We start from the raw sequence: 26021 nt of genomic DNA, 5'->3' as shown, positions 1-26021 counted from the left end.
ACCGCCGCTTGGAAGCGGCGGGTTTGGTGCGGACGGACCGTTTCGCCTTTCGGCCACGCGGTGTTGTCGGCTGGTCGCGCGGCCGGACGCGACCCGTTCGGCGTCGATGATCACCATGGACACGCGTGGGTCCGTTGCCGGAGGCTGAGTGCCTGCGGCTGAAGGCTGGAGCATGCCATGCCGGGTCATGGAGAGTTCTCCCGGTTCGTCGCCGTGGAGTCCGGCGGTCCGCGCGGTGCGGATGGTGCGTCATCGCCGATCCCCAGGTGTGGAGCACCGCGGTGATGCCGATGCGCGCGCCGAGGTGTCTTGGGTCGGCGGCGATGGTCAGCATCGTCTCCGCTGCCGCCTTGAACAGCAGGTCGTAGATGAGCGCCTTGTTCTGGAACGCGATGTCGGCGGCCTCGGCGGGCAGCGTGAACACGACATGGAAGTAGCCGACCGGCAGCAGGTCGGCCTCGCGCTCGGCCAACCACGTCCGTGCGGCCGCGCCCTGGCACGGCAGTGCCGGTTGCGGCAGGAGTTGTAGGCGATCCGCCATTGGCCGCAGTCCTCGCAAGCCTCGACGTGACCGCCAAGGGCTGCGGGGCGGCAATACTCGATCGCCGACATGACCTTGAGCTGGGCGAGGTTCAGGTGACCTGCATGGGCGGCCCGGTAGGGTGGCCCGGCAGCACGGAAGATGTCGGCGGCCTCGATCGAGGTGCGCACGGCTCAGCCGTCGGGCGAGATCTCTCCCGGCTTGAACAGGCCGAGCTTGTCGAGCGGGCTCGTGACCGTGCGCACCGTGCGGGTCGCGACCTTGGTGTAGAAAGCGGTATTGTTGAGCTTGGCGTGCCCGAGCAGCACCTGGATGATCCGGATGTCGGTGCCGTCCTCCAGAAGGTGGGTGGCGAAGCTGTGGCGCAGCGTGTGCGGCCCCACCCGCTTGGCGATGTCGGCGGCCTGGGCCGCCTCGACGACGATGCGATAGAGCTGCCTCGTGCTGATCGGCTTCATCGCGTGCTGTCCGGGGAACAGCCAGCCGTCGCGGTGCATTACGCCCTGCTGACGTCCGACCTTCCATCACTCACGCAGAAGCGTGAGCAGGTCCGCCGAGAGCATGGCGTTGCGATAGCGCCCGCCCTTGCCACGCTCGACGCGCAGCAGCATGCGCTCGCTGTCGACGTCGGCAACCTTCAGCATCGACACCTCGGCGACACGCAGGCCCGCGCCATAGGCGACCGAGAGCGCGGCCTGGTGCTTGAGACACGTGGTGGCGTTGAGCAGCCGGGCGACCTCGTCGCGACTGAGCACCACGGGAAGGTTACGCGGATGCGCCAGCCGGACAAGCCGGCGCGCCAGGTCCGGGCGGTCGAGCGTGTGGGTGAAGAAGAAGCGCAGCGCCGACACGATGCTGTTCATCGTTGGCACGGGAACGCCGTCGTCCTGCTGCTCGATCTGGAACCGGCGCAGGTCGTCGGCGGTCGCTGTGTGTGGTGAACGCCCGAGGAATGTGGCCAGGCGTCCGATATCGCGGAGATAGTTGCGCTGTGTCTCGCGTGAGAAACGCCGCATGTTCATGTCGTCGATCAGCCGCTGGCGCAGCGGGCTCACGGGTGCGTCGAGAACGGGATGGTGCATGGTCAGGCTCCTTGTTGAAGAAGCCCGCCATGCTCTGCTCCAGCCGAACGACGCTCAACGCGAGCGCGACGACCGGTTCTTGATCTCTACCTCAACCGCAGGCACCCCTCCCGCGCAGCGGGTTCGTTCCACGGCCTCATACAAGTCATTCGCTCGTCGCCCTTCGCGATGACACTTCTTGGCGCCCCAGTCTTCCAAGCCTGCAACGTTCACTCCATCGCACGGGCGCGTATATTGGGTATCTTCGATATTCTGAAACGTCACGTCATGCTGCTTCCATCTACTACCAAACAGTGGAGGCTGTGCCCGTGACACCGACGAAGCTCCTTGTCGGCCAGATCGTAGTTGTGTTCGCCATCGTCATCGTTGGCGTATGGGCGGCAACGCAATGGTGCGCCCACATGCTGGACTATCAGCCGCAGCTTGGCGCGCCATGGTTTGCCGCGGCGGCCCGGCCGATCTACAAGCCGTGGAAACTGTTCGAATGGTGGTTTCACTTCGACGCCTATGCGCCTGAGGTCTTCGACAAGGCCGGCATGCTTGCCGGAGCCAGCGGATTCTTGGGGTGTGCGGCCGCAATAGCTGGCTCCCTCTGGCGCGCGCGGCAGAGGGGGTTGGTCACCACCTACGGTTCCTCACGATGGGCCGCGGCTCGGGAAATCGAGAAGGCAGGCCTGTTTGAGCCGGCCGGCGTTTTCCTTGGCAAACTGAAGGATCACTATCTGCGACATGACGGGCCGGAACATGTCATGGCCTTTGCGCCGACACGTTCGGGCAAGGGCGTGGGATTGGTCGTTCCAACGCTTCTTTCCTGGACCGGCTCGGCCGTCATTCACGACATCAAAGGCGAGAACTGGCAGCTGACTTCCGGCTGGCGGTCGAAGTTCTCTTTCTGCCTCCTGTTCAATCCGACCGACTCGAGATCGGCGCGCTATAACCCGCTGCTGGAAGTGCGCAGGGGTTCAGATGAGGTCCGCGACGTTCAGAACATCGCGGACATTCTCGTCGATCCGGAAGGCGCGCTGGAGCGGCGGAATCATTGGGAGAAGACTAGTCATTCACTCTTGGTCGGGACCATCTTGCACGTGCTCTACGCGGAAGAAGAAAAGACGCTCGCGCGCGTCGCCACTTTCCTGTCGGATCCGCAACGCTCGTTTGCCGCGACACTGCTGCGGATGATGACCACCAACCACCTCGGCACGGCGGACACACCTCGGGTCCATCCCGTCGTGGCCTCGGCGGCTCGCGAGGTGCTGAACAAGTCAGAGAACGAGCGTTCTGGCGTTCTCTCGACCGCAATGTCGTTTCTCGGGCTCTATCGTGATCCGACGGTTGCCTCGGCAACATCGGCCTGCGACTGGCGCATTGCCGACCTCATGGATGCGGAACGACCGATGTCGCTCTATCTAGTGGTGCCGCCATCGGATATTTCGCGCACCAAGCCACTGGTGCGACTGGTGCTCAATCAGATCGGCAGGCGACTGACGGAGCGGCTGGAAGGTGACCCGAAGAAAAGCCGCAAGTACCAACTGCTCATGATGCTGGACGAATTTCCGGCTCTTGGTCGCCTCGACTTCTTCGAGACCGCGCTCGCCTTCATGGCGGGTTACGGCATCCGCGCCTATCTGATCGCGCAATCCTTGAACCAGATCTCCAAAGCCTATGGCGAGAACAACGCCATTCTCGACAATTGCCATGTGCGCATTGCCTTTTCCTCCAACGACGAGCGCACGGCCAAACGCATATCGGATGCGCTCGGTACGGCGACGGAACTCAGGTCCATGCGCAACTACGCCGGCCACCGGCTGGCGCCCTGGCTTTCGCACGTCATGGTCAGTCGCCAGGAGACCGCTCGCCCGCTGCTGACGCCTGGCGAAGTGATGCAGTTGCCGCAAGCTGACGAATTAATCCTTGTTTCCGGGTTGCCGCCGATCCGCGCCCAGAAGTTGCGCTATTACCAGGATCCGAATTTCACCGAACGGGTGCTGCCGGCGCCGGTGTTGCGCGACGGTCTGTACGCGGACTGTCCTGCGTCGCGCCCCGACGATTGGAGCGGACAAGTCCGCAGTGTTGACCGCCGTCTCGCTGCCGATGACGAACACGCCGGCGCGGCAATCGAAGAAGGGAGCGGCGTGCAACAGCAGCGTCATCCCGGCCTGCCTGAAGAACACGTCGTCGTCTCTCGGGAGCCTGATCAGGATGACCTCTTCAATCTGTCGGACGATGACGCCGAGGCACTCGCAGACAAGCGCGTCATGGACCGGGTTTCCACCGCGGCGAACGCCTACGGCCTCAACGAGGGAAGGGGCGACGACAAGGACATCATCCCCGGCTTCTGAACGCTTTCCGCAACTGAGGCGTATCTCGGCGTAGATAACGCCCATAAGCGATTTTGCGGATCTCGGCGATGTTCGTTCGCACCGCCGGCGCATCAGCGCCGGCCAGTCGGAACGAGACGTATGAAGCCCCATCGCATTCGCCACCAGTTTCTGCTCGAACCCGAATTGAGCGAGAAGCTGGAAACCCTCAGCCGCAACCCGTCGACCACGAAATCGGCAATCGTCGCGAAAGCGGTCGAGGCCTTCATCGAACGGCGTGGTGAAAACGAGCTCGACCAGCGCTACGGCAAGCGGCTGGACCGTCTTTCCCGCGATCTCGACCATGTCAGGCGCGACGCCGAAATAACTCTGGAGAGCCTGGCGCTCTTAATCCGCTTTTCAATCACGCTTCATGCCCACACGCCAATTCCGGATCGGGCGACACAGGCGATCGCCCAAGAGCGCTTTGACAAATTCGTCGAGCAGGTCGGTCGCCAGATAGCCTCCGGGAAGCGCTCGCTTGGTTACGGCAATGGCAATGGAGGCGAAGGATGAACTCTCATCCCGCAGCGGACCACCGCCGCCGAGCCATGCTGCGCACAGCCATGGGCGCCGCGATCACCGAGGCCCTTGCCGATCCGACCGTCATCGAGGTGATGGTCAACCCCGACGGCGCGCTGCGGCTCGACCGGTTGGGAGAAGGCCGGGTCGATACAGGCGTGCATATGCATCCATCCGAGGCGGAACGCATCATCCGGCTCGTCGCCTCCCATGTACGCGCCGAGGCGCATGCAGATAGTCCGATTGTCAGTGCCGAATTGCCATCAGGCGAGCGCTTCGAGGGTCTGCTACCGCCGGTCGTGCTGGCGCCATGCTTCGCCATCCGCAAACCGGCGGCAAAACTCTACACGCTGGCCAACTACGTCGCCGATCGCGTCATGCTCCCGCTGCAGGCTGATGCCCTGAGGAAGGCAGTGCGCGAGCGGCGCAACATCCTGGTCGCCGGCGGCACATCGTCGGGCAAAACGACACTTACCAATGCTCTACTGGCAGAAGTCGCCGAATGCGATGAGCGGGTGATCCTGATTGAGGACACCCGCGAGCTGCAATGCGCGGCCAAGGACTGCGTTGCCATGAGGACGAGGCGGGGCTCCATCACACTCGCCGATCTCGTACGCTCGACCTTACGGCTGAGGCCCGACCGCATCATCGTCGGCGAAGTCAGAGGCGCGGAAGCGCTCGATATGCTGAAGGCATGGAACACCGGACATCCCGGCGGCATTGCCACGGTTCACGCCAATTCGGCACGCTCCGCACTCTATCGTATTGAGCAGCTCGCCCAGGAAGCCGTTGTCACCGTTCCCCGCCGGCTGATCGCCGATGCCGTCGACTTGGTCATCTTTATTGCCGGAAGAGGACCCGCGCGCCGCGTTGACGCGATCGCCGAGGTCACGGGTCTCGACGGCAGCGGCGATTACGCCGTCACCCCGCTCACACTTCCGCAACTCCAGCAGCTCTGAAAGGTCACCTCATGCGCAAGAAGCTTCGCTTTCTTTCGTTCGCCGCCGTCGCGCTTCTTCTCACGGCCCAGGCCCACGCTGCCGGCTCCGGCATGCCGTGGGAACAGCCGCTGCAGCAGATCCTGGAATCGGTGCAGGGGCCGGTCGCCAAGATCATCGCGGTGATCATCATCATCACCACCGGCCTGACCCTTGCCTTCGGCGACACGGCGGGCGGTTTCCGCCGGCTGATCCAGATCGTCTTCGGCCTGTCGATCGCCTTCGCGGCCTCGAGCTTCTTTCTTTCCTTCTTCTCCTTTGGCGGCGGGGCAGTCGTCTGATGAGCACCGGAGAGCAGCATATCGAAGGCTTCGAGGTTCTGGTCCATCGGGCGCTCACCGAGCCGATCCTGCTCGGCGGCGCGCCGCGGGCGGTGGCGATCCTCAATGGCACGGTGGCCGCGGCCATCGGCCTAGGCCTGCAGCAGTGGATTGCCGGTCTGATCCTCTGGATCGCCGGCCACACGCTCGCGGTCTTTGCCGCACGGCGTGATCCTGATTTTGCCAGCGTACTTGTCCGTCATCTTCGTCAGAAGGGCTGGCTTGCATGCTGAAGCTTTCCGAATACCGCGGCAAAGCCGACCGGCTTGCCGACCATCTGCCCTGGGCAGCACTCGTCGCGCCCGGCATCGTGCTCAACAAGGATGGCAGCTTCCAACGGACATTGGGGTTTCGTGGCCCCGACCTTGAAAGCGCGACGGAGGCCGAACTTATCGGCATATGCGCGCGGGCAAACAATGCGCTGAGAAGGCTCGGCTCTGGCTGGGCATTATTCTTCGAGGCCGAGCGCATCGAAGCGCGGGGCTATCCGAGCTCGGCCCTTCCCGATGCTGCCTCATGGCTGATCGATGAGGAACGGCGCGCGGCCTTCGGGGGCAAGGTCGCGCATTTCGAGAGCATCTATCATCTGACCTTGGTCTTCATGCCTGGGCCCGATGGCCAAGCGCGCGCGGAAAGTGCTCTCGTCGACTCGCATCACTTGGGAGGGGAAAGAGACTGGCGCCAGGAGCTTGCCCGGTTCCGAGACGAGACTGACCGCGTTCTCGATCTTCTTTCGGGCTTCGTGCCCGAGGTGCGCGCGCTCGACGATGCCGAGACCCTGACGTACCTGCACGGCACGATTTCGACCCGCCATCATCCCGTTGCCGTGCCGGAAACGCCAATGTATCTCGACGGCGTCCTGGTTGACGCGCCGCTGACCGGCGGCCTAGAGCCGATGCTGGGCGAGCAGCATCTGCGCACGCTCACAGTTCTCGGCTTTCCGAACGTCACCCGGCCAGGAATGCTTGATGCGCTCAATAACCAGGATTTCGCCTATCGCTGGGTGACGCGCTTCATTCCACTCGACAAGGCGGAAGCCACGAAGACGCTGACTCGGCTCCGCCGGCAGTGGTTTGCCAAGCGCAAATCGCTCGCGGCTATTCTGCGCGAGGTAATGACCAACGAACCGGTGCCTCTCGTCGACAGCGACGCCGACAACAAGGCGCTCGATGCCGATGCAGCACTGCAGGCATTGGGCGGCGATCATGTCGGCTTCGGCTATCTCACCACAACGGTGACGGTGTGGGATCAGAACCGTAAAGCCGCCGCGGAAAAGCTTCGCGCCGTCGAGCGGATCGTCAACGGGCTCGGCTTCACCACCATTCGCGAAAGCATCAACGCCGTCGAAGCGTGGCTTGGTTCATTGCCGGGTCATGTCTACGCCAACGTTCGCCAGCCGCTCGTTCACACGCTTAACCTTGCCCATCTCATGCCGCTGTCGTCCGTGTGGGCAGGTCCAGCGGAGAACGAGCATCTTGCCGAGGTCACCGGCGATTACGCTCCGCCGCTTCTTTTCGCCGAAACCAGCGGCTCGACGCCGTTTCGGCTTTCGACTCATATCGGCGATGTCGGCCACATGCTGATTGTCGGGCCGACCGGTGCCGGCAAGTCGGTTCTGCTTGCCCTGATCGCTTTGCAGTTCCGGCGCTACGCTGGCGCGCAAATCTATGTCTTCGACAAAGGCAATTCGGCCCGCGCCGCCGCTCTTGCCATGGGCGGCGACCACCATGCGTTGGGTGCGAATGGTGCGCTTGCTTTCCAGCCGCTGCGCCACATCGACGACCCGGCCACACAGAGCTGGGCGGCCGAATGGATCGCCGGCCTCATTGCCCACGAGAATGTCACCGTCACCCCGGAGGTGAAGGAGGCAATCTGGTCGGCGCTCACCAGCCTCGCCACCGCGCCGGCGCAGGAACGCACGCTGACTGGCCTGTCGGTCCTGCTTCAGTCCAATGCGCTCAAATCGGCGTTGATGCCCTACACGCTCGACGGTCCATTCGGCCGGCTGCTCGATGCCGATGACGACCGGCTGGCCATCTCGGATGTGCAGTGTTTCGAGACCCAGGAGCTGATGCACAGCCAAGGCGCTGTGCTGCCTGTGCTCACGTATCTGTTCCATCGTCTTGAGGACCGGTTTGACGGGCGGCCGACGCTGCTCATGCTCGACGAGGCCTGGGTCTATCTCGACAACCCGCTCTTTGCCGCCCGCATCCGCGAATGGCTCAAGGTGCTGCGTAAGAAAAACGTCTCCGTCATCTTCGCGACGCAGTCGCTTGCCGACATCGCCGGCTCTTCTATCGCACCCGCAATCATCGAGAGCTGCCCGCAGCGCATTTTTCTCCCCAATGATCGTGCGGTGGAGCCGCAGGCACGGGCAGCCTATGAGCGCTTCGGTCTCAATGAGCGACAGATCGAATTGGTCGCCCGCGCCACGCCGAAGCGCCACTACTATCTGCAGTCGCGCCGCGGCAATCGCCTCTTCGAGCTCGGGCTAGGCCCGATCGCTCTTGCGCTTTGCGGCGCCTCCGACCCGGCCGCGCAGACCCTGATCGACAATATTCTTTCCGAAGAAGGGCAGGGCAGCTTTGCCGCCCGTTTCTTCAGTGCGCGCGGCCTGGATTGGGCTGCCGAGCTTCTCCAGCAATTTCCTCAACCTAACAAGGAGCAATCGTCATGATCGGACGCCGCCTTTTTACTAGCCTGGTCACCGTTTCCCTGATCGCCAAACCGATGGCTGACTACGTCCAGCCGGCCTATGCGCTCATCGTGTTTGACCCGTCCAACTATACGCAGAATGTGCTGTCGGCAGCACGCGCATTGGAGCAGATCAACAACCAAATCCAGTCGCTTCAGAACCAGGCGACCATGCTGCAGAACATGGCGCGCAACCTTCAGCGCCTGGATTTCTCTTCCGTGGGCCAGCTTACCGGCTCGCTCCAACGGATTGACGGTCTGATGACCCAGGCGAGCGGCCTGAGCTTCGATCTCGACAAGCTGCAGGACCAGTGGCGCCAGCAATATCCGGAAAGCTACGACGCCACCATCAAGGTCAGCGATGTGGCGAGCGCAGCGCGCGAGCGCTGGCAGAGCGCCATGCAGGCGTTCCGCCAGACCATGAGCGCGCAGTCGCAGATCGTCGAGAACGTGCAGGCCGATGGCGACCTGCTTACCGATCTCGTCAATCGCAGTCAGAGCGCGGCAGGTGCCCTCGAGGCAAGCCAGGCTACGAATCAGCTGATCGCGCTTTCGACCAAGCAGCAGATGCAGATCCAGACGCTGCTTGCGACCCAGTTCCGGGCCGAGGCCGAGGATGCGGCGCGCAAGGCGCAGTCTGAGGAAGCCGCTCGCGAGACGACGAAGCGTTTCCTGGGCACCGCCACCGCTTATCCCGGCAACTGAGCGGCAGTTCTTCAAGACAACGAGGAAGGCGGCGACATGAACGACCTCGGAGTCATCGATCGCTTCATGGAGACCTTTACCCGCTACATTGACAGTGGGTTCGGTCTGCTTTCGGGCGACGTCGCCTTTCTCACCACCATTCTGATCGGCATTGACATCACGCTCGCGGGCTTGGTCTGGGCGTTCGGCGGCGAGCCCAACATTCTTGGCCGGCTTGTTCGCAAAGTGCTCTATGTCGGCGCCTTCGCCTTCGTCCTGAACAATTTCAAGAACCTCGCCGACATAATTTACCGCTCCTTTGCCGGTCTCGGCATCAACGCATCGCCCGGCAACCTGTCCGCCGACAGTCTCCTGCGGCCAGGCCGCATTGCCGCGGCCGGCTTCGAGGGCGCCTGGCCGCTCCTCAATCAAGCGAGCCAGCTAGTAGGCTTCCCCGAGATCTTCGGTAACGCGCTCACCATCTTCGTGCTGCTTCTGGCCTGGTTCCTGGTCCTCATCGCCTTCTTCATTCTTTCCATCCAGCTCTTCATCACCATCCTCGAGTTCAAGCTCACCACGCTGGCCGGCTTCGTCCTGGTGCCCTTCGCGCTCTGGAACCGCTCGGCGTTTCTGGCCGAGCGCGTGCTCGGCAATGTGATTTCGTCGGGCATCAAGGTGATGGTGCTTGCCGTCATCGTCGGCATCGGCTCCACGCTCTTTGGCGAGTTCGCTTCCGCCCTGCAGGGCCAGGAGCCGGACCTGGCGGCGGCCATGTCTCAGGTACTGGGTGCGCTGGCGCTGCTTGGGCTCGGCATTTTCGGCCCCGGGATTGCCTCGGGTCTTGTTTCCGGCGCGCCGCAGCTTGGCGCCGGCGCGGCACTTGGAACAACGGCGGCCGCAGCTGGATCAACGCTCGTTGCCGGAGGCGCTGCGTTTGCCGGCGCGCGCATGGCAACAGGCGGCGGCCTCGCCGCAGTCCGTGCCGGCGCCGCCATGGGGTCCGCTGCCACCGTCGCTTGGCAGACGGGGCGCGCGACATCGCCCGAGTCCGGGCTGTCCGGGGTAGCTGCTGGGCTGCAGGGGGTTGCGAGTGCCGCTAGCGGCGCCGCAGTGCGGGGAATGCGATCCGCAGCAGAACCATTCCGCCGTAGTGCCGACGCCGGTCGCGATGCCGGCTGGACCGCGACCGGCGGCATGCCGACCAGCTCGATGAGCGGAAGCTCTCCAGTTATAGCTCCCGCGGCCGCGCCTGCCTGGGCAAGGCGTCTGCGTTCCGAACAGACCGCACGCGCCCATCGCAATGCTGCCACGCAGGCGGTGCGCGATGGAGATCGGGGCGGAAGCGGCGCCAATCCCTCCCTCAATGACAAGGAAGACTAGATGCTCTTCAAGCGACCCGTTCAGCGTTATGGAAAGACGCCCGAACCCGTAACACCCTACCAGAAGGCCAGCCAACTCTGGGATGAGCGCATCGGCGCGGCGCGCGTGCAGGCCAAGAACTGGCGCTTCATGGCCTTTGGCTGCCTGGCTCTGACGACGGGGCTTTCCGGTGGGCTTCTGTGGCAGTCGATGCAGGGCCGCGTCGTGCCTTATGTCGTCGAGGTCGACCGCTTTGGCGAGGCGCACGCGGTCGGGCCGGCAGTCCAAAACTACCAGCCCGACGATGCCCAGATCGCCTGGCATCTCAGCCGCTTCATCCAGAATGTTCGTTCGGTTTCCACCGATGCGGTTCTGGTGCGGCAGAATTGGCTGTCGGCCTACGACTTTGCCACCGACCGAGCGGCGCTCTTCCTCAACGAATATGCCAAGGCGAACGACCCTTTCGGCCAAATCGGCACGCGCAGCGTGTCAGTACAGGTGACCAGCGTGGTCAGGGCTTCCGACAACTCGTTCCAGGTCAAATGGACCGAGCAGGTGTTCGAGCGCGGCAGCCTCGCCAGCACGACGCGCTGGATCGGGATCCTCACCATCCTCATCCGCCCGCCTAGGACAACCGAGCAGCTGCGCAAGAACCCGCTCGGCGTCTTCATCAACGCCATCGACTGGTCGCGCGAGCTCGACAGCGCCGCGCCAACCCCCGTTTCCCCTAAGGAGCCCGCCAATGACAAATAGAGCCCCATTGCTTCGTGCTGCCTTGATCCTGTCGGCGTCTGCTGCGGTTCTTTCGGCCTGTGCCTCGAAGCCAGTGCCGCCGCCTCAGATTTCCTATGACCACGAGGACTTCAAACCAGCCGCGATCGAGAAGGCGCCGGAGAAGCCGATCAAGGTCGTGGAAGTGCCGAAACCGTTACCGTTGCCTGGTCAGTTGATGCCCGCACCCGGCAAGCCCGCCCCAGATAAGCGCTCGCCGGAAGAACAGGTCGCCGATGCCAACAAGGCGGCGACGCAACAACCCACCAAGTTTGGCTATGTCAATGCGGTGCAGGTTTACCCCTTTGCCGACGGCGCGCTCTACCAGCTCTACGCCGCGCCGGAGCGCGTCACCGATATCTCATTGCAGCGGGGCGAGAAGCTGACCTCGGTCTCAGCCGGCGATACGGTCCGTTGGGTGATCGGTGACACCGTTAGTGGCTCAGGCGATGACCAGCGCACTCATGTGCTGGTGAAGCCATTCGCGCCGGGGCTTGCCACCAATCTGGTCATCACGACCGACAGGCGATCCTATCACCTGCAGCTTCAAAGCACTGAGAAAACTGCCATGGCGGCGCTCTCCTGGATTTACAGCGAAGACCAACTCGTGGCGCTTCGGCGGCGCAACGCTCAGGCAGAGGCTGAAATGCCCGCGGCCTCGAACGTAGCACTCGAAAACATCCGCTTCCGCTATTCGATCGCCGGCGACACGCCACCGTGGAGACCGACCCGCGCCTTTGATGATGGCAGCAAGGTCTATATCGAATTCCCGCGCCGTATCGACCAAGGTGAGGCGCCGCCGCTCTTCATCGTCGGAGCCGACGGGGACAACCAGCTCGTCAACTATCGCATGCGCGGCAACTACTACATCGTCGATCGCCTCTTTGCTGCGGCCGAGCTAAGGCTGGGCACCAAACAGCAGCAGGTGGTGCGCATTACGAGAACCGACGGTCGGCAACCGCCGCGGCGGGTTTCGCTGTTTTCGCGTTTTGGCAGGTAAGGGGAGGCTCATGACCGATACTTCCCACCCGAATGCTCCGCCGAAGCTCAATCCCGAACAGCTGCAGCTGCGAGCCTCACCCCGCCGAGCGGTGCGGTTCAGGCGCGGCATAATTGTCGCCATCGCTGCTGTTGGTTCCGGCGCTGTTTTTGGCGTCACGATGATGGCGCTGCAGGGGCCCGCATTGCGCCTGAAGCAGCAGGCCGAAGAGCTTTACAGCACCGACCGCAAGCCGACCGCCGAGGGACTCGAAGCGCTGCCCAAGGACTATTCCGGGATTAAGCCAAAGGCTCCGGTGCTTGGACCGCCGCTGCCCGGAGATCTCGGCCGTCCTATTCTCGAGCACCAGCGCCAGCTTGGCATCGCGCCCGGGCAAGACGTTTCCGCCGAGGCGCAGCGGCTTGCACAGCAAGCGATTGAAGCGCGCGAGTCGCAAGTCCTCTTCCGCATCGAAACCCGACTCCAGCAAACGGAAGCTTTTAGCAATGGGCAGGGCGGACGTTCACCTTTCGAGACGGCGCCTCCGCAGCCAGATACCGAAGGCGCGCGAGCTTCCGTCGCCCCGGCCGAGGGCGACCAGAACAACCAACAGCGCAAGCTCGATTTTATCGATCAACGGAACACCAGCGGGATCTACAATCCGCATGCGCGGCAGACGCCGGCCTCGCCGTATCAGATCATGGCCGGCAGCGTGATTGCGGCAAGCCTGATCACCGGCATCAATTCCGACTTGCCCGGCCTCGTTGTCGCGCAGGTTACCGAGAATGTGCGCGACAGCGTCACCGGCAGCACCCTGCTCATCCCGCAGGGCTCACGGCTGATCGGCACCTACGATAGTGTTGTAGCCTTTGGCCAAAGGCGCGCTCTGTTGGTGTGGCAACGCATTGTGATGCCGGACGGCTCATCGATCGAAATCGACAATCTGCCCGTGACCGACGCGGCCGGCTATGCCGGGCTCGAGGACAAGGTGGATTTCCATACTTGGCAGCTGATCAAGGGCGTCGCGGTGGCCACATTGCTGGGGGTTGGTACCGAGTTGAGCTTTGGGGAAAATGAAAGCGACTTGGTGAAGGCAATTCGTGAATCCACCCAGCAGAACGTCAGTCAAGCCGGCCAACGGATCACTGAAAAGAACCTGAACATCCAACCCACGATCACCGTCCGCCCTGGTTGGCCGTTGCGCGTCATCGTGCACAAGGACCTCGTGTTGCGGCCATACACGGGGTGAACAGGAGGACTTTCATGGCTAACCTGAAACTCGGAAAACTTCCGGACCGGACGCCTTCGAAGATCACCATCACTGTTGGCGCCGACTTGAGCCAAGCACTCAACGACTATGCCGCACTTTACCGTCAGACCTATGGCGAGTCCGAAACCGTGGCTGAGCTGATTCCCTTTATGCTGGTCGGGTTCCTGGAAGGCGACCGGGCGTTTGCCAAGGCCAGAAAGGAAGGACTGCCGGGCGCCGGCGCGTCGGAGAAACCACGAAGGCAATCATCTTCAACATTAGACAACACTTAGCGTGGGCGGTTCGGCTTGTCCGAGTAGAGATACAGCTGATGAATTGCAGCACCAGGAAGTTTCCTGAGCGCAAAAGCTGCTGTCTTTGACGCAGACCCTGATACTGATCCGCTCTAATGGCTTCGCCGGAGGTGACTCGCCAGAGACGCGTGTTTGAGCTGCGAGAAAACCGCGACCCAAAAGCGATAGTCGCGCTCGCGCCCATCAAAACGCGCCGTCAATGCGCAATGGGCCGCGGCGGTCACCGCGCCCGGCCCATAGATATCGAGAGCGGTTTTGGCCGCCTCATCCGGGTCTGCAAAATCCCAAAGCGTTAGGCTGCCACGTTCCAGTGCATCGGTGCCGATATGATCACGGTAATTCCCTGGCACGCCAAAGATCTCTACTGCTCTCAGGCTTTCGCCTTGCGTTTCGCGGTAGCTTTCTTGGCCGGAGCAGCCTTCCTTCCCAATCCTAACGATTTTGCCAGCGCCGATCGGGTAGCCGAATAGTTTGGAGCGACCATGGGATAGTCCTTCGCCAGTCCCCACTTCGCCCGGTATTCATCGGGCGTCATCCCATGTCGAGTTGCCAAATGGCGTTTTAGCGACTTGTATTTCTGACCGTCTTCAAGGCTGATGATGTAGTCTGGGAACACGGACCTCTTGGGATTCACTGCGCGAGTGCTAAAGTCGCCCGTGCGCGCCATCCATTTTGCCTTCTTACGGTGGACGAGGATGCCGAGCTGGAGAAAAGCTGGACCGCGTTTCGCGTCCGGGCATGAAAATACGCGTCTTCAGCGGGTCAATGGAAGCGCGCCAGACCGATTACGTGGCCATGCGTCAGTGTGTTAGGCTTGCGGCCACACGTTGGCGCCTCTACCCGCGGTCGGCTCAGCGCTTGAATGCCACTGGCGTCGATGCCATCTTATGGCTAAATGGATTCTGATAAATAAGGACACCGAAATGGCCGACATCAAGAAGCGCTACGCGGCCGTTACAAAGCAGGCTCAGCGAAAGGTCGCAGCAGCCGAAAAATCGTCATCGCCTCATCCTGAGGAGGATCGCATCTATGCGACCTTTAAGAAGCGCGCACGGGAGGACTATCGTACGATGGGATCGTCAAAGTCCGTGCCATTGGCAAAATCTGCTGCGAAAGCGTACTAGCGTCCAATACCCGTCCTAACCCAATCCGGCCGCGCTGCGGGTTCGAGAGTAACGCCGGTATGGGATTCATATTCCCAACGATGCGATGAACCGCCGTCCGACCGGCCGTCTAGCGTGTTTTCGGATTTAGCAACCGATCTAATTTGCAGAGAAATCGCATCCGCCTCGCGCGGAAGTTCGAGAACCTTGATGCCGGCTGCCTCGTCTTTCCACAATCCGATCGCGCAGGACTGCGGCCATTGGCCGAGATCATTCTGGCGGGCCATCAATCCGAACGAAGTTAGGCTGAGCACTGATGTGCCCGGGTCGTCGGCCAGTACGGTAGCATATCGGGCTGGCCAACGGCTGCCGATTTGCGGTCCATCCATCAAAAGAGCGATCAGCAGGTTCGGCCCGATGGCCCGAACAACCGCTTGGCAAGGATCAACCCTCGCCAAATCTTCACATATCAGGGTCGTGAGAGTTGAAGAGCCCCGATACACCAAAACATCAAGACTGCGGCTAAGAATGTTCAGGTCTTCCCACCAACTCCTGGCGGGGTCCAACCCAAGGCTATACGTCTCGATCTGAGATCTGTTGAGTTTCCAGCGATGATGTTTCTCTCGCACGAGCACGGTCTGTTCCCAGCCGCTAATCGTGCCGGTGCGTTCACGTCCTAGCAGGAAGAACGGCGCGATGGCGACAAAGTTGCCGTGACGATGGTCCTGGTCGTGTGTCACTCCGGCGATCAGAAAATCGATGCCATTGTCGCGTGCGAGGGCGCGAGCCAAGCCTAGAAATTGAGTATAGTTTAGCGACAGTTCCGGAAATACAACCCCATTAACGCGCTGCCCTTTCTCGCGCGCTCGATCAACCAAATCTTGGACAAATGTCACAAAGCTGGAGCGCTTTTGCCGATCGGTGTTTAGAGGCAGCCAGGTCGGCCGGGCGGTGAACCATCCCCAACCACCCCCGGGATGTTCACCGACCGACACGAAAGCGTTTTCGTCCACGCGGTAAGGGAATGGAATCAAAAGAAGACCCAGTTTGTCATCATCCAAAGCAGGCGTTCGTGTAAATGGCGGATGGACCCATCGCGCCCGCACTTGGCCGCGGGGCGGCAGTAGAGCCAGATTGTGAGTTAAGGACCGCAACGTACAGCCGACTGACGGAGTGCGTGATTTTGCTTGCACGCACACCAAGTCCTCGGCTGCAGTGGACAGCGAGAAAGGCGCACGTTGAATGCGCCGAAACTCCTTACCGGATCCCAGATCGGCTGCGACATAAGCTGACCGGATAGGGCGGGCGAATTTGTTTCCAGGATCAAAACCGATGTCTTGGCAGGCCTCGTCTGCAATCATGACGAGTTCGAGACAGATCATCCACCATTCCGGAGCGTCAGCGGTTTCCACAAGCGGCTCGAATACGTGTTCGTCCCGAAATTGCTCAAGTTCTTCCCAAAGTACCTCGACGCGCGACGGCGGGGGCGGCAGGCGTCTGCCCGCGCGCGGTTTGGATGCCCTCCATATTCGACCCGTTCGCACCGCACGGGCCCGCAGTTCATCGTCGACGAGGAGCTCGCGAAAACCGCTAGACCGAGCCCGGTTCACATCCGGTGCTACATGATGATAGGCGCCGGAGCGCTCAAGGAGGTGAGCTCCGAACGCGAAAAGGTCTGTCGGCAGAAGAGGTGCGCTTGCAAATATATCGGACCCGGATCTTGGTGAAAATAAGGCAGTATAGACCTCTTCCAGTGTGGCCATCAGACACTTCCATGATTTAGTCTGTCGCGCGACAGAAGAACGGTCTGCAGTCGGCGTCTTCCTGTTGTGGCAAATCAATGTCACACTTGCGCTCATGGTGCAAGACTGCTGTCGGAACGTCATTCATTAGGTTGGAGCGCAAGTCTAGCGGACTCTTCTCAGTCGGCTGATACGCAACAGTGCCCGGTGGGAGATAGCGATTCCGAGACTGGACCTTGCACAATCGCGGCTTGGTGTCGAGTGATGAAAGACGCTACGCCCATCCGATAGTTGGAATGACTTTTGGTCGCGGATGAAATACCTCGTACTGAGAAGACCCGAATCGGTAGGCCGCAGCGATCTGACGATTATAGGATCATTCCTGGCGTCGGACCTCAGGTTCGCCAGACCATCCGGAGAATATGGGCTGGGCAACCATCAGCTAAACAATCGATTTTCCTTAGAGGCATCACACCCTCCGGGCTCACTATTTAGTTATCCGTCCTTTTTCAAACTCAGTATGATCTTCGAAGGTTGGAGGCTCGTCTTGGCGTTTGGTGAACCGTCGCTGTTGGGGTTAAAGTGGACGCTCGCGATGGGACAGCAGGCTTGCCGCGTTCCCCGATTGAGATCACCCGCGCGTTTTTGCTCCCCAGTTCATCCAGATAATCGGCCCACCATTGCATCATGTTAACGCGCTCTTCCCAGTGCTCTGCCCGGGCGTAGGCGCGACGCACGTCGTTGTTCTCGATGTGGGCCAGCTGCCGCTCTATGGCGTCCGGGTGCCACTTTCCGCATTCGTTTAGCAGCGTTGATGCCGTTGCCCGAAAACCATGCGCGGTAGCTTCTTCCTTGCTATAACCCATACGACGCAGTGCGGCGTTAAGCGTATTGTCGGAAATCGGACGCGAAGCCGATCGAACACTGGGAAACAGCAGCGATCCATCACCAGAGATTCCTCTCAGTGAAGTCAGGACGCTGATCGCTTGCTTTGATAGGGGTATGCGGTGCGGCCGTCGCATTTTCATGCGTGCTTCAGGGATCGTCCACACCGAGCTTTCAAAATCGAACTCTTCCCATTCAGCGGCGCGAAGCTCGCCGGGGCGGGGAAACAGCAGCGCCATCAGCTTCAGACCGGCTCGGGTTGTAGGCTGTCCGTCAAATGCATGGATCGCCCTCAGCAAACCGCCCAAGGCCTTCGGATCGGTAATCGCGGCGCGAGACGTTACCTTCGGACTGATGAGTGCGCCTCTGAGGGCGAAGGTCGGATCTGTCTCGGCGCGTGCGGTCGCGATCGCGTATCGAAACACGCTGCCGATGGTGGAGCGCAGTCGCCTGGCCGACTCATATCGACCGCGAACCTCGACGCGACGGAGGGCGGTAAGGATGCTGGCCGTATCGATCTCCCGAATGCACTTGTCGCCGATTATCGGGTAGGCAAAATCGAGCAGCCATTTGACCTTGCTGATCGTCCGGTCGGCACGTCCCTCCTTCTTTAGCTTGTCGACATATTCCTCCGCGATTGAGCGAAAGGAGTCCTTTGCCGAATCGGCCTTCCGCAAGCTGCGTTCCTTTCCAGGGTCGACGCCAGCTAGCAGGAGCCTTTTAGCATCATCGCGCGCCTCCCGTGCCTCGGAGAGAGAGAGAAGGGGATAGCTGCCCAGCGCGAGCAGTTTCTGCTTGCCGTCAAAGCGGTAGGCGAGCCGCCAGAGGCGAGAGCCCGTGGGCTGTACCCATAGCTGCAGCCCGCCCCCGTCAGACAATTTCACGAGTTTGGAAGCAGGGCGGGCGTTTCGACATTTCACGTCGGAGAGGGGCATTCGTCAGGTCTCCCTTGGCTGTTTGGATACCATCAGGATGTCCAATACCAACGGAAATACCATCCCCCCGCCCCGTTGGACCAAATGCGCCCTATGCGCTCCCTGTCCCGCTTAATTGCGCAATGCGACTGCAAAAGATCAACAATCCCAAGGGCTTGCAGAAACTGCAGCGTAGAAGGTTCGGCGAAAAGGAATGTCGGGAGAAGGGGGAATGGTGCCCAGAGGCGGATTCGAACCACCGACACGCGGATTTTCAGTCCGCTGCTCTACCAACTGAGCTATCTGGGCCTGTTCCGGCACGCGGGCATTCTGCACACCGGATTTCATGAAGGCGCCACAGGCACCCCTTGAAAGCGCGTGGGTTATAGCACGGGAATCCGGCCTGTCCAGCGCTTAAGCGTTGATTTCAAGCGGGAAACGAGGAGTTGCTCGACAGGCCGATTCATCGGGCGCGGTCGAGACCGGCGGACTGCTCCCGAACGGCTTCATTTGGGAGGATCGCCGTCCGTTTCTTCCTCATCGTCGCGGGCCGGAATGACGTAGGCGCCCTTGAGCCAGCGGTTAAGGTCGATGTCCTTGCAGCGCGCCGAGCAGAATGGATAGGTCTCGCGTGCCGATGGCTTGCCGCATTCGGGGCAGGGCCGCTTGGGGCGCAGCGGCGTGACCTTGTCGTCCGGGCTCATGGTTGCCCCGAGGTCATGGTTGCCCCGAAATTCATGGCCGAACCGACTGCCAGTTGGCGTGCACCTTGAACCCTTCGCCGGTCAGCAGCGCCACCGTCTCATAGAGCGGCAGCCCGACGACATTGGTGTAGGAGCCGACAAGCTTGACGACGAAGGCGCCGGCCAGCCCCTGGACGGCATAGCCGCCGGCCTTGCCGCGCCATTCTCCCGAGGCCACATAAGCGTCGATTTCGGCGCGCGGCAGCCGCTTGAAACGCACCCTGGTCTCGACCAGCCGCTGGCGCAGCTTGCCGCCCGGCGTGATCAGGCAGATGCCGGAATAGACCCGGTGCGAACGGCCGGACAGCAGCCCGAGGCAATTGGCGACGTCGTCGAATGTTTCGGCCTTGGGCAGAATACGCCGGCCAACCGCGACCACCGTGTCAGCGGCCAGCACGAAGCTGGGCGCATAGTCCTCTTCGCTCTGTAGCGAAGCCAGCGCCTTCTCGGCCTTGTCCTTCGACAGGCGCTTGGCCAGCGAGCGCGGATGTTCGGCGCGCAGCGGCGTCTCGTCGACACCGGCCGGCAGCACGCGGTCCGGCTCGATCCCGGCCTGCTGCAAGAGTTCGATCCGGCGCGGCGAACCCGAGGCAAGCACGAGCTTCTGCAAAATGCTCATCGCGATCCCGGCCGAACTCTGGCGATCTTACTTGAAACGGTAGGTGATGCGGCCCTTAGTCAGGTCGTAGGGTGTCATCTCGACCAGGACCTTGTCGCCGGTCAGCACGCGGATGCGGTTCTTGCGCATGCGGCCGGCCGTGTGGGCGATGATTTCGTGTTCGTTTTCAAGCTTCACCCTGAACATCGCGTTGGGCAACAATTCCGTGACGACACCCGGAAACTCGAGGACTTCTTCCTTCGGCATTCGATACCTTTGCTTGGATGGGATTCCCAGCGCCTAGAACATGATGCCGAAAAGTGTGAAGCGGTTTTCGGACGACATCATGCTCTACTTCTTTAGAGGCGGATTCAGATTTCAGATCGAACAGACCTGAAATCATCCGACTCCAGCCGGAATTTGGGCGGAACCTATATGATAATCGCGCGCTTGTGAACATGCTTAATCAGCGCCGTTTTTTGCTTCCGGCGCCAGAAAACGGCTGGATATCCGCGCCTTCAGCCGTTCGCGCACCTCGCGATAGGCGGCCATGATCTGCTCGCGCGTGCCGCCCACGTCGGTCGGGTCCGGCATCGGCCAGTATTCGACGTCGACGGCAAGCGATCGGGTAAGCTCGAGCGCGGTGTGATGCGCCTCCGGCGACAGCGTGACGATCAGGTCGAAATAGTCGTCCTCGAGGTCGTCCAGCGTTCTCGGGTGTCGCCCACCCAGCGAAAGCCCGTCCTCGGCCAGCACGGCGTCGACGAACGGGTCGCGTTCGCCGCCGCGCACCCCGGCCGACGCCACGAAAGTGGTCGTCGGCAGCGCCTTGCGCGCCAGCATCTCGGCCATCGGCGAGCGCACGGCGTTCATGCCGCAGACAAACAGGATCGAGCGGGGCAGGATCGAGCGGGGCAGAGGGGCTGGCAGTTCAGCCTCGCCAGTGCAGCACGCAGACCAGCGTGAACAGCCGTCGCGCCGTGTCGAAATCGATGTCGATCTTGCCGGCCAGCCGGTCCATCAACGTCTGCGAGCCCTCATTGTGCAGGCCGCGCCGGCCCATGTCGATCGCCTCGATCTGGCTGGGCGTCGAGGTGCGGATAGCGTCGTAGTAGCTTTCGCAGATCATGTAATAGTCCTTGACGATGCGCCTGAGCGGCGTCAGCGACAGGATATGGGTGACCACGGTCGCGCCGTCCTCGCGCGTTACCGCGAAGACCAGGCGGGATTCGGCCAGCGACAATTTCAGCCGGTAGGGCCCGGCGCCGTCGTCATTGACCGGCTGGAAATGGTTTTCCTCGATCAGGTCGAAGATCGCCACCGCTCGCTCATGCTCGACATCGGGCGTCGAACGGCCAATCGACTCGTCGAGTTCGACATCGATCAGCCTGGCATGGGTTCGATCGTAGTCCGACATGTCAGTCTACATGTTCAGCCGTATGGCGACGGAGCGTCCATGCGCGTCGAGCCCTTCCGCCTTGGCCAGCGTGATGGTCGCCGGCGCCAGCGCCCGCAACTGCTCCGGCCCGAGCTTCAGGATCGAGGTGCGCTTGACGAAATCGAGCACCGAAAGCCCGGACGAGAAACGCGCCGAGCGCGCCGTCGGCAGCACGTGGTTGGAGCCGCCGACATAGTCGCCGATGGCTTCCGGCGTATGGCGGCCGAGAAACACGGCGCCGGCATTGCGCATCCGCGCCAGGAAGGCTTCCGGCTCATCGATGGCAAGCTCGACATGTTCGGCCGCGATGCGGTCGACCAGCGGCAGTGCCGCCTCGATTCGGGGAACGAGGATGACGGCGCCGAAATCGCGCCAGCTCGCCGCCGCCGTCTCGGCGCGCGACAGACTTTTCAACTGGCGTTCGACCGCCCGTTCGACCGTCGCGCCAAAGGCAGGGTCGTCGGTGATCAGGATCGACTGCGCCGACACGTCGTGTTCGGCCTGGGCAAGCAGGTCGGCGGCGATCCAGTCCGGATCGTTGCTGCCGTCGGCCACGACAAGCACTTCCGAAGGCCCGGCGATCATGTCGATGCCGACGGTGCCGAACACCTGGCGCTTGGCCGCGGCGACATAGGCGTTGCCGGGTCCGACGATCTTGGCGACCGGCTTTATCGTTTCGGTGCCATAAGCGAGCGCGGCGATCGCCTGTGCGCCGCCGATACGGTAGATCTCGGAGATGCCGGCAAGATCGGCCGCCACCAGCACCAGCGGCGGCACCTCGCCGCCTGAGGCAGGCACAACCATGGCAATGCGCTCGACGCCGGCGACCTTGGCTGGAATGGCGTTCATCAGCACCGAGCTCGGATAGCTCGCCGTGCCGCCCGGCACGTAGAGCCCGACCGCCTCGATCGGCGTCCAGCGCGAACCGAGCACGACGCCGGCGGCGTCCGTATAGCGGTCGTCCTGCGGCAGTTGCCGCTGGTGATGGGTGCGGATGCGCTCGCGCGCGAATTTCAGCGCTTCGACCGTCTGCGGATCCGCCGCATCGTACGCCTTGGCAATGTCATCCTTGGAGACGGCAATGCCGAGCTTGGTCAGGTCGCCGCCGCCGAATTTTTGCGTGTAGTCGACCAGCGCCGCGTCGCCCTCGGCGCGCACTCGTGCGATGATCTCGCGCACCACCGCGTCGACGTCCGCCGAGACCTCCCGCTTGGTCAAAAGGAACGCGGCAAAACGCTGCTCGAAATCGGCATCGGACTGGCGAAGGGTGATGGCCATCTTGCGCTGCTCAGGCTCTGTGGAAGGGGCGCGAGGTCGCTTCCCAGGCGCCGCCGATGTCGGCGAGCCGCGCCTCGATGCATTCGACATCGAGCATGATCGCGCCGCCGCCTGAAAAGATCAGCTCGACAATGCCGGCAGGCTTGTCGAGGGCGAGGAAGCTGATCGCCAGCAGCGACAGCACCTCATCGGGCTTGTCGCGGGCAATGCCGCTGGTCTTGGCGCCGAGCACGCGGTCGAAATGCAGCACGCTTTGCCGCCGCTCATTGTGCTGGCGGAAGAAACCGGATTTCGCCTCCCAGACGAAGCGGTTCATGGTCATCACGAAGCGCTTGAGGGCCGGCATGTATTCGAGGTCGCCGACCTTCAGCACGGCGTCCTGGACATGGGCCGAGACGATGCTCAGATCCTGATCGTCGAGCGCGACAAGCTTGAGAGCCATGCGGATTTCGTACCTGAAAGTTGACTATTCAACCTCCTGTTAGAGCATGATCCCAGAAAGTGGAAACCGGTTTTTGGAAAAGATCATGCTCCAGGCAACAAAACAGACGGTCTTGGCGATCCGTGCAACCGCGCCAATCGCTTCAGGTTTGCGCTGCCCTCATCGCCCTACCGGGCACGTCTCCCCGTATAGTGAAGGGGACAAGGACGCCTTGGCAGAGGATTTCGCTAATCTCCAGAGTTGCAGAAAGGGAGCCGAGGTTGTGGCCAGCCCCTTCTCCCCGTTAGCCTGGGGTTAAGCCGAGATCCGCTCGATCACCGCGCCGCAGCCGGACAGCTTTTCCTCCAGCCGCTCGAAGCCGCGATCGAGATGATAGACCCGGTTGACCGTGGTCTCGCCCTCGGCCGCCAGGCCGGCGATGACCAGCGACACCGAGGCGCGAAGGTCGGTCGCCATAACCGGGGCGCCCTTCAGCTTCGCAACACCGTCGACGATCGCCGTCTGGCCGGAAAGCGTGATGTGGGCGCCGAGCCGGGCGAGCTCCTGGACGTGCATGAAGCGGTTTTCGAAGATTGTCTCGGTGATCCGCGACTTGCCCTTGGCCATGGTCATCAGGCCCATGAACTGTGCCTGCAAATCGGTCGGGAATGCCGGGAACGGCGCCGTCGCCACATCGACCGGCGCAATGCCGGCACCGTTGCGCCGCACGCGGATGCCGGAATTGGTCTGCGTGATCTCGGCGCCGGTCTGCGAAATCACGTCGAGCGCGGTCTGCAACAAGTCTGCGCGTGCGCCTTCGAGCACGACGTCACCGCCGGTCATGGCGACGGCCATCGCATAGGTGCCGGTCTCGATGCGGTCGGGTATCACCCGGACGCGCGCGCCCGACAGCGCTTCGACGCCGTCGATGGTGATGGTCGCGGTGCCGGCGCCGGAAATCCTGGCGCCCATGGCGTTGAGGCAATCGGCGAGATTGACGATCTCGGGCTCGCGGGCGGCGTTTTCGAGCACCGTCTCGCCCTTGGCCAGCGACGCGGCCATCATCAGCACGTGGGTGGCGCCGACCGATACTTTCGGGAAGACATAGCGGTTGCCGACAAGGCGGCCGTTCCTGGTCTTGGCGATGACATAGCCGGTGTCGACATCGATATCGGCGCCCAGCGCCTGAAGGCCTTCCAGGAAAAGATCGACCGGGCGCGTGCCGATGGCGCAGCCGCCGGGCAGCGACACCTTGGCCTCCCCCATGCGGGCAAGCAGCGGGCCGATCACCCAGAAAGATGCGCGCATCTTCGACACCAGCTCGTAGGGCGCCGTGGTGTCGACGATGTTGCGGGCGGAGAAATTGATGGTGCGCGAATAGCCCTCCTGCTGCTTTTCGCGGCGGCCGTTGACCGAATAGTCGACGCCATGATTGCCGAGGATGCGGATAAGCTGTTCGACATCGGCAAGGTGCGGCACGTTTTCCAGGGTCAGCGTGTCGTCGGTGAGCAGCGAGGCGATCATCAGCGGCAGCGCGGCATTTTTCGCGCCCGAGATCGGAATGCTTCCGGCAAGCTTGTTGCCGCCGACAATTCTGATGCGATCCATTTTAAGAGGGTCCCCTCGGCCGCAAGGCCGGTTTTCAATCGGTTGAGTCTGTTGTGGCCGGTCTAGACCCCGGCCCGTCTAAACCATTGGCCGGCTTGGTTCAAGAAACAGGATTCCCCACCCTGGTCCCAGCCTGTTGATATAGGTCAATCCTTTTGCGTTTCCCTTAACGCGCCGAGCCCGTCCGGCCGCTTGTCGGCGTCCCCGGTGCGCCGCGAGCGCGACTGCGCCTTGCGCTTCTGCAGATTGGCGCGCAATTGCTCGGCAAGCCGGCTCTTGCGGTCGGCCTTTTTCGGGGGGGTGTCTTTGTCAGGTGGAATTGTCGTGTCGTTCATGGTTCCGTCCCGGCTGACGATTAGAGCGACGTGCGTCCGCTTGAACGCACAAAGTACGCTCTAACACTTTTTATCCACGCATCGTGCTTTCCGAAAATCGATTCCGATTTTCGGGCCGATGCGCCGGCCGCTAATCAGGGATAGCCAACATTGTGGCGTTGCCATGTCCGGGAAATCTCCAGTCCCGGCTTTCAACATATGCCTTGCACCCGGCCTTGCGCTTGCCGGTTCGATATGGCAGAAGCCCCGCCATCAGCGGCTGCGGTAGCTCAGTGGTAGAGCACTCCCTTGGTAAGGGAGAGGTCGAGAGTTCAATCCTCTCTCGCAGCACCATTCCAAGCCTTGTTTGACAAGGAGCGCGAAGGCGCTGTCCGCTGCCTTCGCAGTACTGATTGATTTTCACGTCGCGACTGAACGATCAGGTGAGGCTTCTGGACCAGTCGTCTATCTGGCGCTCTGCCTCTTCCTTGGCGATTCCATACCGCTCCTGAATACGTCCTGCGAGTTGGTCACGATTGCCCTCGATGCGATCAAGGTCATCGTCGGTTAGGTCGCCCCATTGCTCCTTGGCCCTGCCTTTGAACTGCATCCATTTTCCCTTGATCTGATCCCAGTTCATGGAATTTCCTCCTTTGTTGCTCAGAGGAAATGCAAATGAACGCCACATGTTCCCGAACAGCGGATCGGCCATGACGATTATCGTTGGCGACGCAGCAAAAGCCGCCGGCCGGAGCCTGCGGGGCGAATTGGAGTGAGAACGAGTGGAGACGACCCGCGTCTTAAAATCACATCCGCTCGACAGAAAATTCCCGGATCAACTGGCGCGTGCCAAGGCGATCGATATGACGTTATCTGCATCCGCCTCCGGTAGATCGAACAGCATCGGGAGTTGGCGGGTCATGGCCATTTCCACAATCAGCTCTTCGATGGAAGCTGTCTGCAGGTCGGTCTCGACACTCTTCGAGATCATCGAAGCAAGCTTGTGGACCGGCACCGGTGCCGACTTTGCATGGTCGTCGAGCAACCTGCTGATTTCGATTACAACGTCTGCGTCAATGCTCTTTGGCAATTCGCGCATGGCTCGTC

27 protein-coding genes, 2 tRNA genes and 3 pseudogenes are annotated in these 26021 nt (G+C 61.9%); 14 read left to right on the top strand and 18 right to left on the bottom strand.

Translation table 11 applies throughout. The annotated features are described in order from the left end of the window. Positions 1–235: 235 nt before the first annotated feature. Positions 236–711, bottom strand: a pseudogene (locus NKH73_RS26360) (IS91 family transposase); the annotation flags it as partial. Positions 712–714: 3 nt separating this feature from the next. After that, positions 715–1623 (bottom strand): annotated as a pseudogene (locus NKH73_RS26355) (tyrosine-type recombinase/integrase). A gap of 308 nt (positions 1624–1931) precedes the next feature. Between NKH73_RS26355 and NKH73_RS26350 the strand changes: the two are divergent. The 12 genes from NKH73_RS26350 to NKH73_RS26295 all read left to right on the top strand — a co-directional run bounded on the left by NKH73_RS26350 (position 1932) and on the right by NKH73_RS26295 (position 13849). Then, on the top strand, positions 1932–3962 hold the full coding sequence (locus tag NKH73_RS26350) for a conjugal transfer protein TraG (RefSeq protein ID WP_352937326.1): 2031 nt from the start codon (positions 1932–1934) through the stop codon (positions 3960–3962). Positions 3963–4082: 120 nt separating this feature from the next. Next, positions 4083–4496 carry a CopG family transcriptional regulator gene (locus tag NKH73_RS26345; RefSeq protein WP_023708017.1) on the top strand — a complete coding sequence of 138 codons (414 nt, stop codon included), beginning with the start codon at positions 4083–4085 and terminating at the stop codon, positions 4494–4496. Then, on the top strand, positions 4493–5461 hold the full coding sequence (trbB, locus tag NKH73_RS26340) for a P-type conjugative transfer ATPase TrbB (RefSeq protein WP_023831004.1): 969 nt from the start codon (positions 4493–4495) through the stop codon (positions 5459–5461). The genes NKH73_RS26345 and trbB overlap by 4 nt, the downstream gene beginning before the upstream one ends. Positions 5462–5472: 11 nt before the next feature. Next, positions 5473–5781 carry a TrbC/VirB2 family type IV secretion system protein gene (locus tag NKH73_RS26335; protein ID WP_023689362.1) on the top strand — a complete coding sequence of 103 codons (309 nt, stop codon included), beginning with the start codon at positions 5473–5475 and terminating at the stop codon, positions 5779–5781. Continuing rightward, positions 5781–6053 carry a VirB3 family type IV secretion system protein gene (locus NKH73_RS26330; RefSeq protein ID WP_023689361.1) on the top strand — a complete coding sequence of 91 codons (273 nt, stop codon included), beginning with the start codon at positions 5781–5783 and terminating at the stop codon, positions 6051–6053. Before NKH73_RS26335 ends, NKH73_RS26330 begins: the two co-directional genes overlap by 1 nt. Further along, positions 6047–8497, top strand: a complete 2451-nt coding sequence (gene trbE / locus NKH73_RS26325) for a conjugal transfer protein TrbE (RefSeq protein WP_352937325.1) — start codon at positions 6047–6049, stop codon at positions 8495–8497. The genes NKH73_RS26330 and trbE overlap by 7 nt, the downstream gene beginning before the upstream one ends. After that, entirely contained in the window at positions 8494–9219 is a 726-nt protein-coding gene (trbJ, locus tag NKH73_RS26320) for a P-type conjugative transfer protein TrbJ (protein WP_352937324.1), read from the top strand. The genes trbE and trbJ overlap by 4 nt, the downstream gene beginning before the upstream one ends. A gap of 36 nt (positions 9220–9255) precedes the next feature. Then, positions 9256–10578 (top strand): P-type conjugative transfer protein TrbL, encoded by a 1323-nt coding sequence (gene trbL / locus NKH73_RS26315; RefSeq protein ID WP_023766655.1) that lies wholly within the window; start codon positions 9256–9258, stop codon positions 10576–10578. After that, on the top strand, positions 10579–11310 hold the full coding sequence (gene trbF / locus NKH73_RS26310) for a conjugal transfer protein TrbF (protein ID WP_352937322.1): 732 nt from the start codon (positions 10579–10581) through the stop codon (positions 11308–11310). After that, positions 11300–12328: a P-type conjugative transfer protein TrbG gene (gene trbG, locus NKH73_RS26305; RefSeq protein ID WP_352937320.1), complete on the top strand. Its 1029-nt coding sequence runs from the start codon at positions 11300–11302 to the stop codon at positions 12326–12328. Before trbF ends, trbG begins: the two co-directional genes overlap by 11 nt. A gap of 10 nt (positions 12329–12338) precedes the next feature. After that, the gene (locus NKH73_RS26300; RefSeq protein ID WP_352654474.1) at positions 12339–13556 is read left to right on the top strand and encodes a TraB/TrbI/VirB10 family type IV secretion system protein; all 1218 of its coding nucleotides are present in this window, start codon (positions 12339–12341) and stop codon (positions 13554–13556) included. A 14-nt stretch (positions 13557–13570) separates the two neighbouring features. Further along, positions 13571–13849: a DUF2274 domain-containing protein gene (locus NKH73_RS26295; RefSeq protein ID WP_023766659.1), complete on the top strand. Its 279-nt coding sequence runs from the start codon at positions 13571–13573 to the stop codon at positions 13847–13849. Between the two features lie 113 nt (positions 13850–13962). On the opposite strand, the gene NKH73_RS26290 is transcribed toward NKH73_RS26295, so the two are convergent. Together NKH73_RS26290 and NKH73_RS26285 are read right to left on the bottom strand one after the other, a co-directional pair. Continuing rightward, entirely contained in the window at positions 13963–14220 is a 258-nt protein-coding gene (locus NKH73_RS26290; protein ID WP_352937318.1) for a Y4oE-related protein, read from the bottom strand. A 20-nt stretch (positions 14221–14240) separates the two neighbouring features. Then, a pseudogene (locus NKH73_RS26285) lies at positions 14241–14507 on the bottom strand (Ros/MucR family transcriptional regulator); the annotation flags it as partial. A gap of 286 nt (positions 14508–14793) precedes the next feature. Here NKH73_RS26285 and NKH73_RS26280 point away from each other — a divergent pair. Next, positions 14794–14994: a hypothetical protein gene (locus tag NKH73_RS26280; protein WP_156934446.1), complete on the top strand. Its 201-nt coding sequence runs from the start codon at positions 14794–14796 to the stop codon at positions 14992–14994. On the opposite strand, the gene NKH73_RS26275 is transcribed toward NKH73_RS26280, so the two are convergent. The 12 genes from NKH73_RS26275 to NKH73_RS26220 all read right to left on the bottom strand — a co-directional run bounded on the left by NKH73_RS26275 (position 14991) and on the right by NKH73_RS26220 (position 24935). Continuing rightward, positions 14991–16736, bottom strand: a complete 1746-nt coding sequence (locus tag NKH73_RS26275) for a hypothetical protein (RefSeq protein ID WP_352656950.1) — start codon at positions 16734–16736, stop codon at positions 14991–14993. The genes NKH73_RS26280 and NKH73_RS26275 overlap by 4 nt on opposite strands. Positions 16737–17230: 494 nt before the next feature. Further along, positions 17231–18535, bottom strand: coding sequence for a tyrosine-type recombinase/integrase (locus NKH73_RS26270; RefSeq protein WP_352937317.1), 1305 nt, complete (start codon positions 18533–18535; stop codon positions 17231–17233). Positions 18536–18747: 212 nt separating this feature from the next. Beyond that, positions 18748–18823 (bottom strand) — tRNA-Phe (locus NKH73_RS26265). A 197-nt stretch (positions 18824–19020) separates the two neighbouring features. Then, complete coding sequence (gene yacG, locus NKH73_RS26260; RefSeq protein ID WP_352937315.1) at positions 19021–19218, bottom strand: DNA gyrase inhibitor YacG; 198 nt, start codon at positions 19216–19218, stop codon at positions 19021–19023. A gap of 31 nt (positions 19219–19249) precedes the next feature. Continuing rightward, a complete protein-coding gene (locus NKH73_RS26255; protein WP_352937314.1) occupies positions 19250–19876 on the bottom strand; it encodes a Maf-like protein in 627 nt (208 codons plus the stop codon). A gap of 27 nt (positions 19877–19903) precedes the next feature. Next, a complete protein-coding gene (gene infA, locus NKH73_RS26250; RefSeq protein WP_006200926.1) occupies positions 19904–20122 on the bottom strand; it encodes a translation initiation factor IF-1 in 219 nt (72 codons plus the stop codon). A gap of 195 nt (positions 20123–20317) precedes the next feature. After that, positions 20318–20785, bottom strand: a complete 468-nt coding sequence (locus tag NKH73_RS26245; RefSeq protein ID WP_352937347.1) for an arsenate-mycothiol transferase ArsC — start codon at positions 20783–20785, stop codon at positions 20318–20320. A gap of 1 nt (position 20786) precedes the next feature. After that, on the bottom strand, positions 20787–21272 hold the full coding sequence (locus NKH73_RS26240) for a UPF0262 family protein (RefSeq protein WP_352937313.1): 486 nt from the start codon (positions 21270–21272) through the stop codon (positions 20787–20789). Between the two features lie 6 nt (positions 21273–21278). Beyond that, positions 21279–22571, bottom strand: coding sequence for a histidinol dehydrogenase (gene hisD / locus NKH73_RS26235; RefSeq protein WP_352937311.1), 1293 nt, complete (start codon positions 22569–22571; stop codon positions 21279–21281). Between the two features lie 10 nt (positions 22572–22581). After that, positions 22582–23013 carry a DUF2948 family protein gene (locus tag NKH73_RS26230; protein WP_352937310.1) on the bottom strand — a complete coding sequence of 144 codons (432 nt, stop codon included), beginning with the start codon at positions 23011–23013 and terminating at the stop codon, positions 22582–22584. Positions 23014–23307: 294 nt separating this feature from the next. Next, on the bottom strand, positions 23308–24600 hold the full coding sequence (gene murA, locus NKH73_RS26225; RefSeq protein ID WP_352937308.1) for a UDP-N-acetylglucosamine 1-carboxyvinyltransferase: 1293 nt from the start codon (positions 24598–24600) through the stop codon (positions 23308–23310). Positions 24601–24746: 146 nt separating this feature from the next. Continuing rightward, positions 24747–24935 carry a hypothetical protein gene (locus NKH73_RS26220; RefSeq protein WP_352937307.1) on the bottom strand — a complete coding sequence of 63 codons (189 nt, stop codon included), beginning with the start codon at positions 24933–24935 and terminating at the stop codon, positions 24747–24749. A gap of 258 nt (positions 24936–25193) precedes the next feature. Between NKH73_RS26220 and NKH73_RS26215 the strand changes: the two genes are divergently transcribed. Further along, positions 25194–25268, top strand: a tRNA-Thr gene (locus NKH73_RS26215). Between the two features lie 85 nt (positions 25269–25353). On the opposite strand, the gene NKH73_RS26210 is transcribed toward NKH73_RS26215, so the two are convergent. Continuing rightward, positions 25354–25554, bottom strand: coding sequence for a CsbD family protein (locus NKH73_RS26210; RefSeq protein ID WP_352937345.1), 201 nt, complete (start codon positions 25552–25554; stop codon positions 25354–25356). A 195-nt stretch (positions 25555–25749) separates the two neighbouring features. Continuing rightward, positions 25750–26013, bottom strand: a complete 264-nt coding sequence (locus tag NKH73_RS26205) for a hypothetical protein (protein WP_352937305.1) — start codon at positions 26011–26013, stop codon at positions 25750–25752. Positions 26014–26021: the final 8 nt, after the last annotated feature.

The organism is Mesorhizobium sp. M0938, assembly GCF_040319125.1.
In the GTDB taxonomy this organism is placed as follows: domain Bacteria; phylum Pseudomonadota; class Alphaproteobacteria; order Rhizobiales; family Rhizobiaceae; genus Mesorhizobium; species Mesorhizobium robiniae.
Note: the sequence above shows the minus strand (reverse complement) of the source record. Positions and strands in the feature narration are given on the sequence as shown.

What these genes read in the sequence shown, in the direction of transcription:
- NKH73_RS26300 (WP_352654474.1), top strand. Translation starts at nt 12,339, where the DNA reads ATGACCGATACTTCCCACCCGAATGCTCCGCCGAAGCTCAATCCCGAA.
- NKH73_RS26295 (WP_023766659.1), top strand. Translation starts at nt 13,571, where the DNA reads ATGGCTAACCTGAAACTCGGAAAACTTCCGGACCGGACGCCTTCGAAG.
- NKH73_RS26210 (WP_352937345.1), bottom strand. Translation starts at nt 25,554, where the DNA reads ATGAACTGGGATCAGATCAAGGGAAAATGGATGCAGTTCAAAGGCAGG.
- NKH73_RS26270 (WP_352937317.1), bottom strand. Translation starts at nt 18,535, where the DNA reads ATGCCCCTCTCCGACGTGAAATGTCGAAACGCCCGCCCTGCTTCCAAA.
- trbL (WP_023766655.1), top strand. Translation starts at nt 9,256, where the DNA reads ATGAACGACCTCGGAGTCATCGATCGCTTCATGGAGACCTTTACCCGC.
- NKH73_RS26335 (WP_023689362.1), top strand. Translation starts at nt 5,473, where the DNA reads ATGCGCAAGAAGCTTCGCTTTCTTTCGTTCGCCGCCGTCGCGCTTCTT.
- trbE (WP_352937325.1), top strand. Translation starts at nt 6,047, where the DNA reads ATGCTGAAGCTTTCCGAATACCGCGGCAAAGCCGACCGGCTTGCCGAC.
- hisD (WP_352937311.1), bottom strand. Translation starts at nt 22,571, where the DNA reads ATGGCCATCACCCTTCGCCAGTCCGATGCCGATTTCGAGCAGCGTTTT.
- infA (WP_006200926.1), bottom strand. Translation starts at nt 20,122, where the DNA reads ATGCCGAAGGAAGAAGTCCTCGAGTTTCCGGGTGTCGTCACGGAATTG.
- NKH73_RS26345 (WP_023708017.1), top strand. Translation starts at nt 4,083, where the DNA reads ATGAAGCCCCATCGCATTCGCCACCAGTTTCTGCTCGAACCCGAATTG.
- NKH73_RS26205 (WP_352937305.1), bottom strand. Translation starts at nt 26,013, where the DNA reads ATGCGCGAATTGCCAAAGAGCATTGACGCAGACGTTGTAATCGAAATC.
- NKH73_RS26220 (WP_352937307.1), bottom strand. Translation starts at nt 24,935, where the DNA reads ATGAACGACACGACAATTCCACCTGACAAAGACACCCCCCCGAAAAAG.
- NKH73_RS26240 (WP_352937313.1), bottom strand. Translation starts at nt 21,272, where the DNA reads ATGTCGGACTACGATCGAACCCATGCCAGGCTGATCGATGTCGAACTC.
- trbJ (WP_352937324.1), top strand. Translation starts at nt 8,494, where the DNA reads ATGATCGGACGCCGCCTTTTTACTAGCCTGGTCACCGTTTCCCTGATC.
- trbG (WP_352937320.1), top strand. Translation starts at nt 11,300, where the DNA reads ATGACAAATAGAGCCCCATTGCTTCGTGCTGCCTTGATCCTGTCGGCG.
- trbB (WP_023831004.1), top strand. Translation starts at nt 4,493, where the DNA reads ATGAACTCTCATCCCGCAGCGGACCACCGCCGCCGAGCCATGCTGCGC.
- NKH73_RS26230 (WP_352937310.1), bottom strand. Translation starts at nt 23,013, where the DNA reads ATGGCTCTCAAGCTTGTCGCGCTCGACGATCAGGATCTGAGCATCGTC.
- NKH73_RS26280 (WP_156934446.1), top strand. Translation starts at nt 14,794, where the DNA reads ATGGCCGACATCAAGAAGCGCTACGCGGCCGTTACAAAGCAGGCTCAG.
- trbF (WP_352937322.1), top strand. Translation starts at nt 10,579, where the DNA reads ATGCTCTTCAAGCGACCCGTTCAGCGTTATGGAAAGACGCCCGAACCC.
- NKH73_RS26330 (WP_023689361.1), top strand. Translation starts at nt 5,781, where the DNA reads ATGAGCACCGGAGAGCAGCATATCGAAGGCTTCGAGGTTCTGGTCCAT.
- yacG (WP_352937315.1), bottom strand. Translation starts at nt 19,218, where the DNA reads ATGAGCCCGGACGACAAGGTCACGCCGCTGCGCCCCAAGCGGCCCTGC.
- murA (WP_352937308.1), bottom strand. Translation starts at nt 24,600, where the DNA reads ATGGATCGCATCAGAATTGTCGGCGGCAACAAGCTTGCCGGAAGCATT.
- NKH73_RS26255 (WP_352937314.1), bottom strand. Translation starts at nt 19,876, where the DNA reads ATGAGCATTTTGCAGAAGCTCGTGCTTGCCTCGGGTTCGCCGCGCCGG.
- NKH73_RS26275 (WP_352656950.1), bottom strand. Translation starts at nt 16,736, where the DNA reads ATGGCCACACTGGAAGAGGTCTATACTGCCTTATTTTCACCAAGATCC.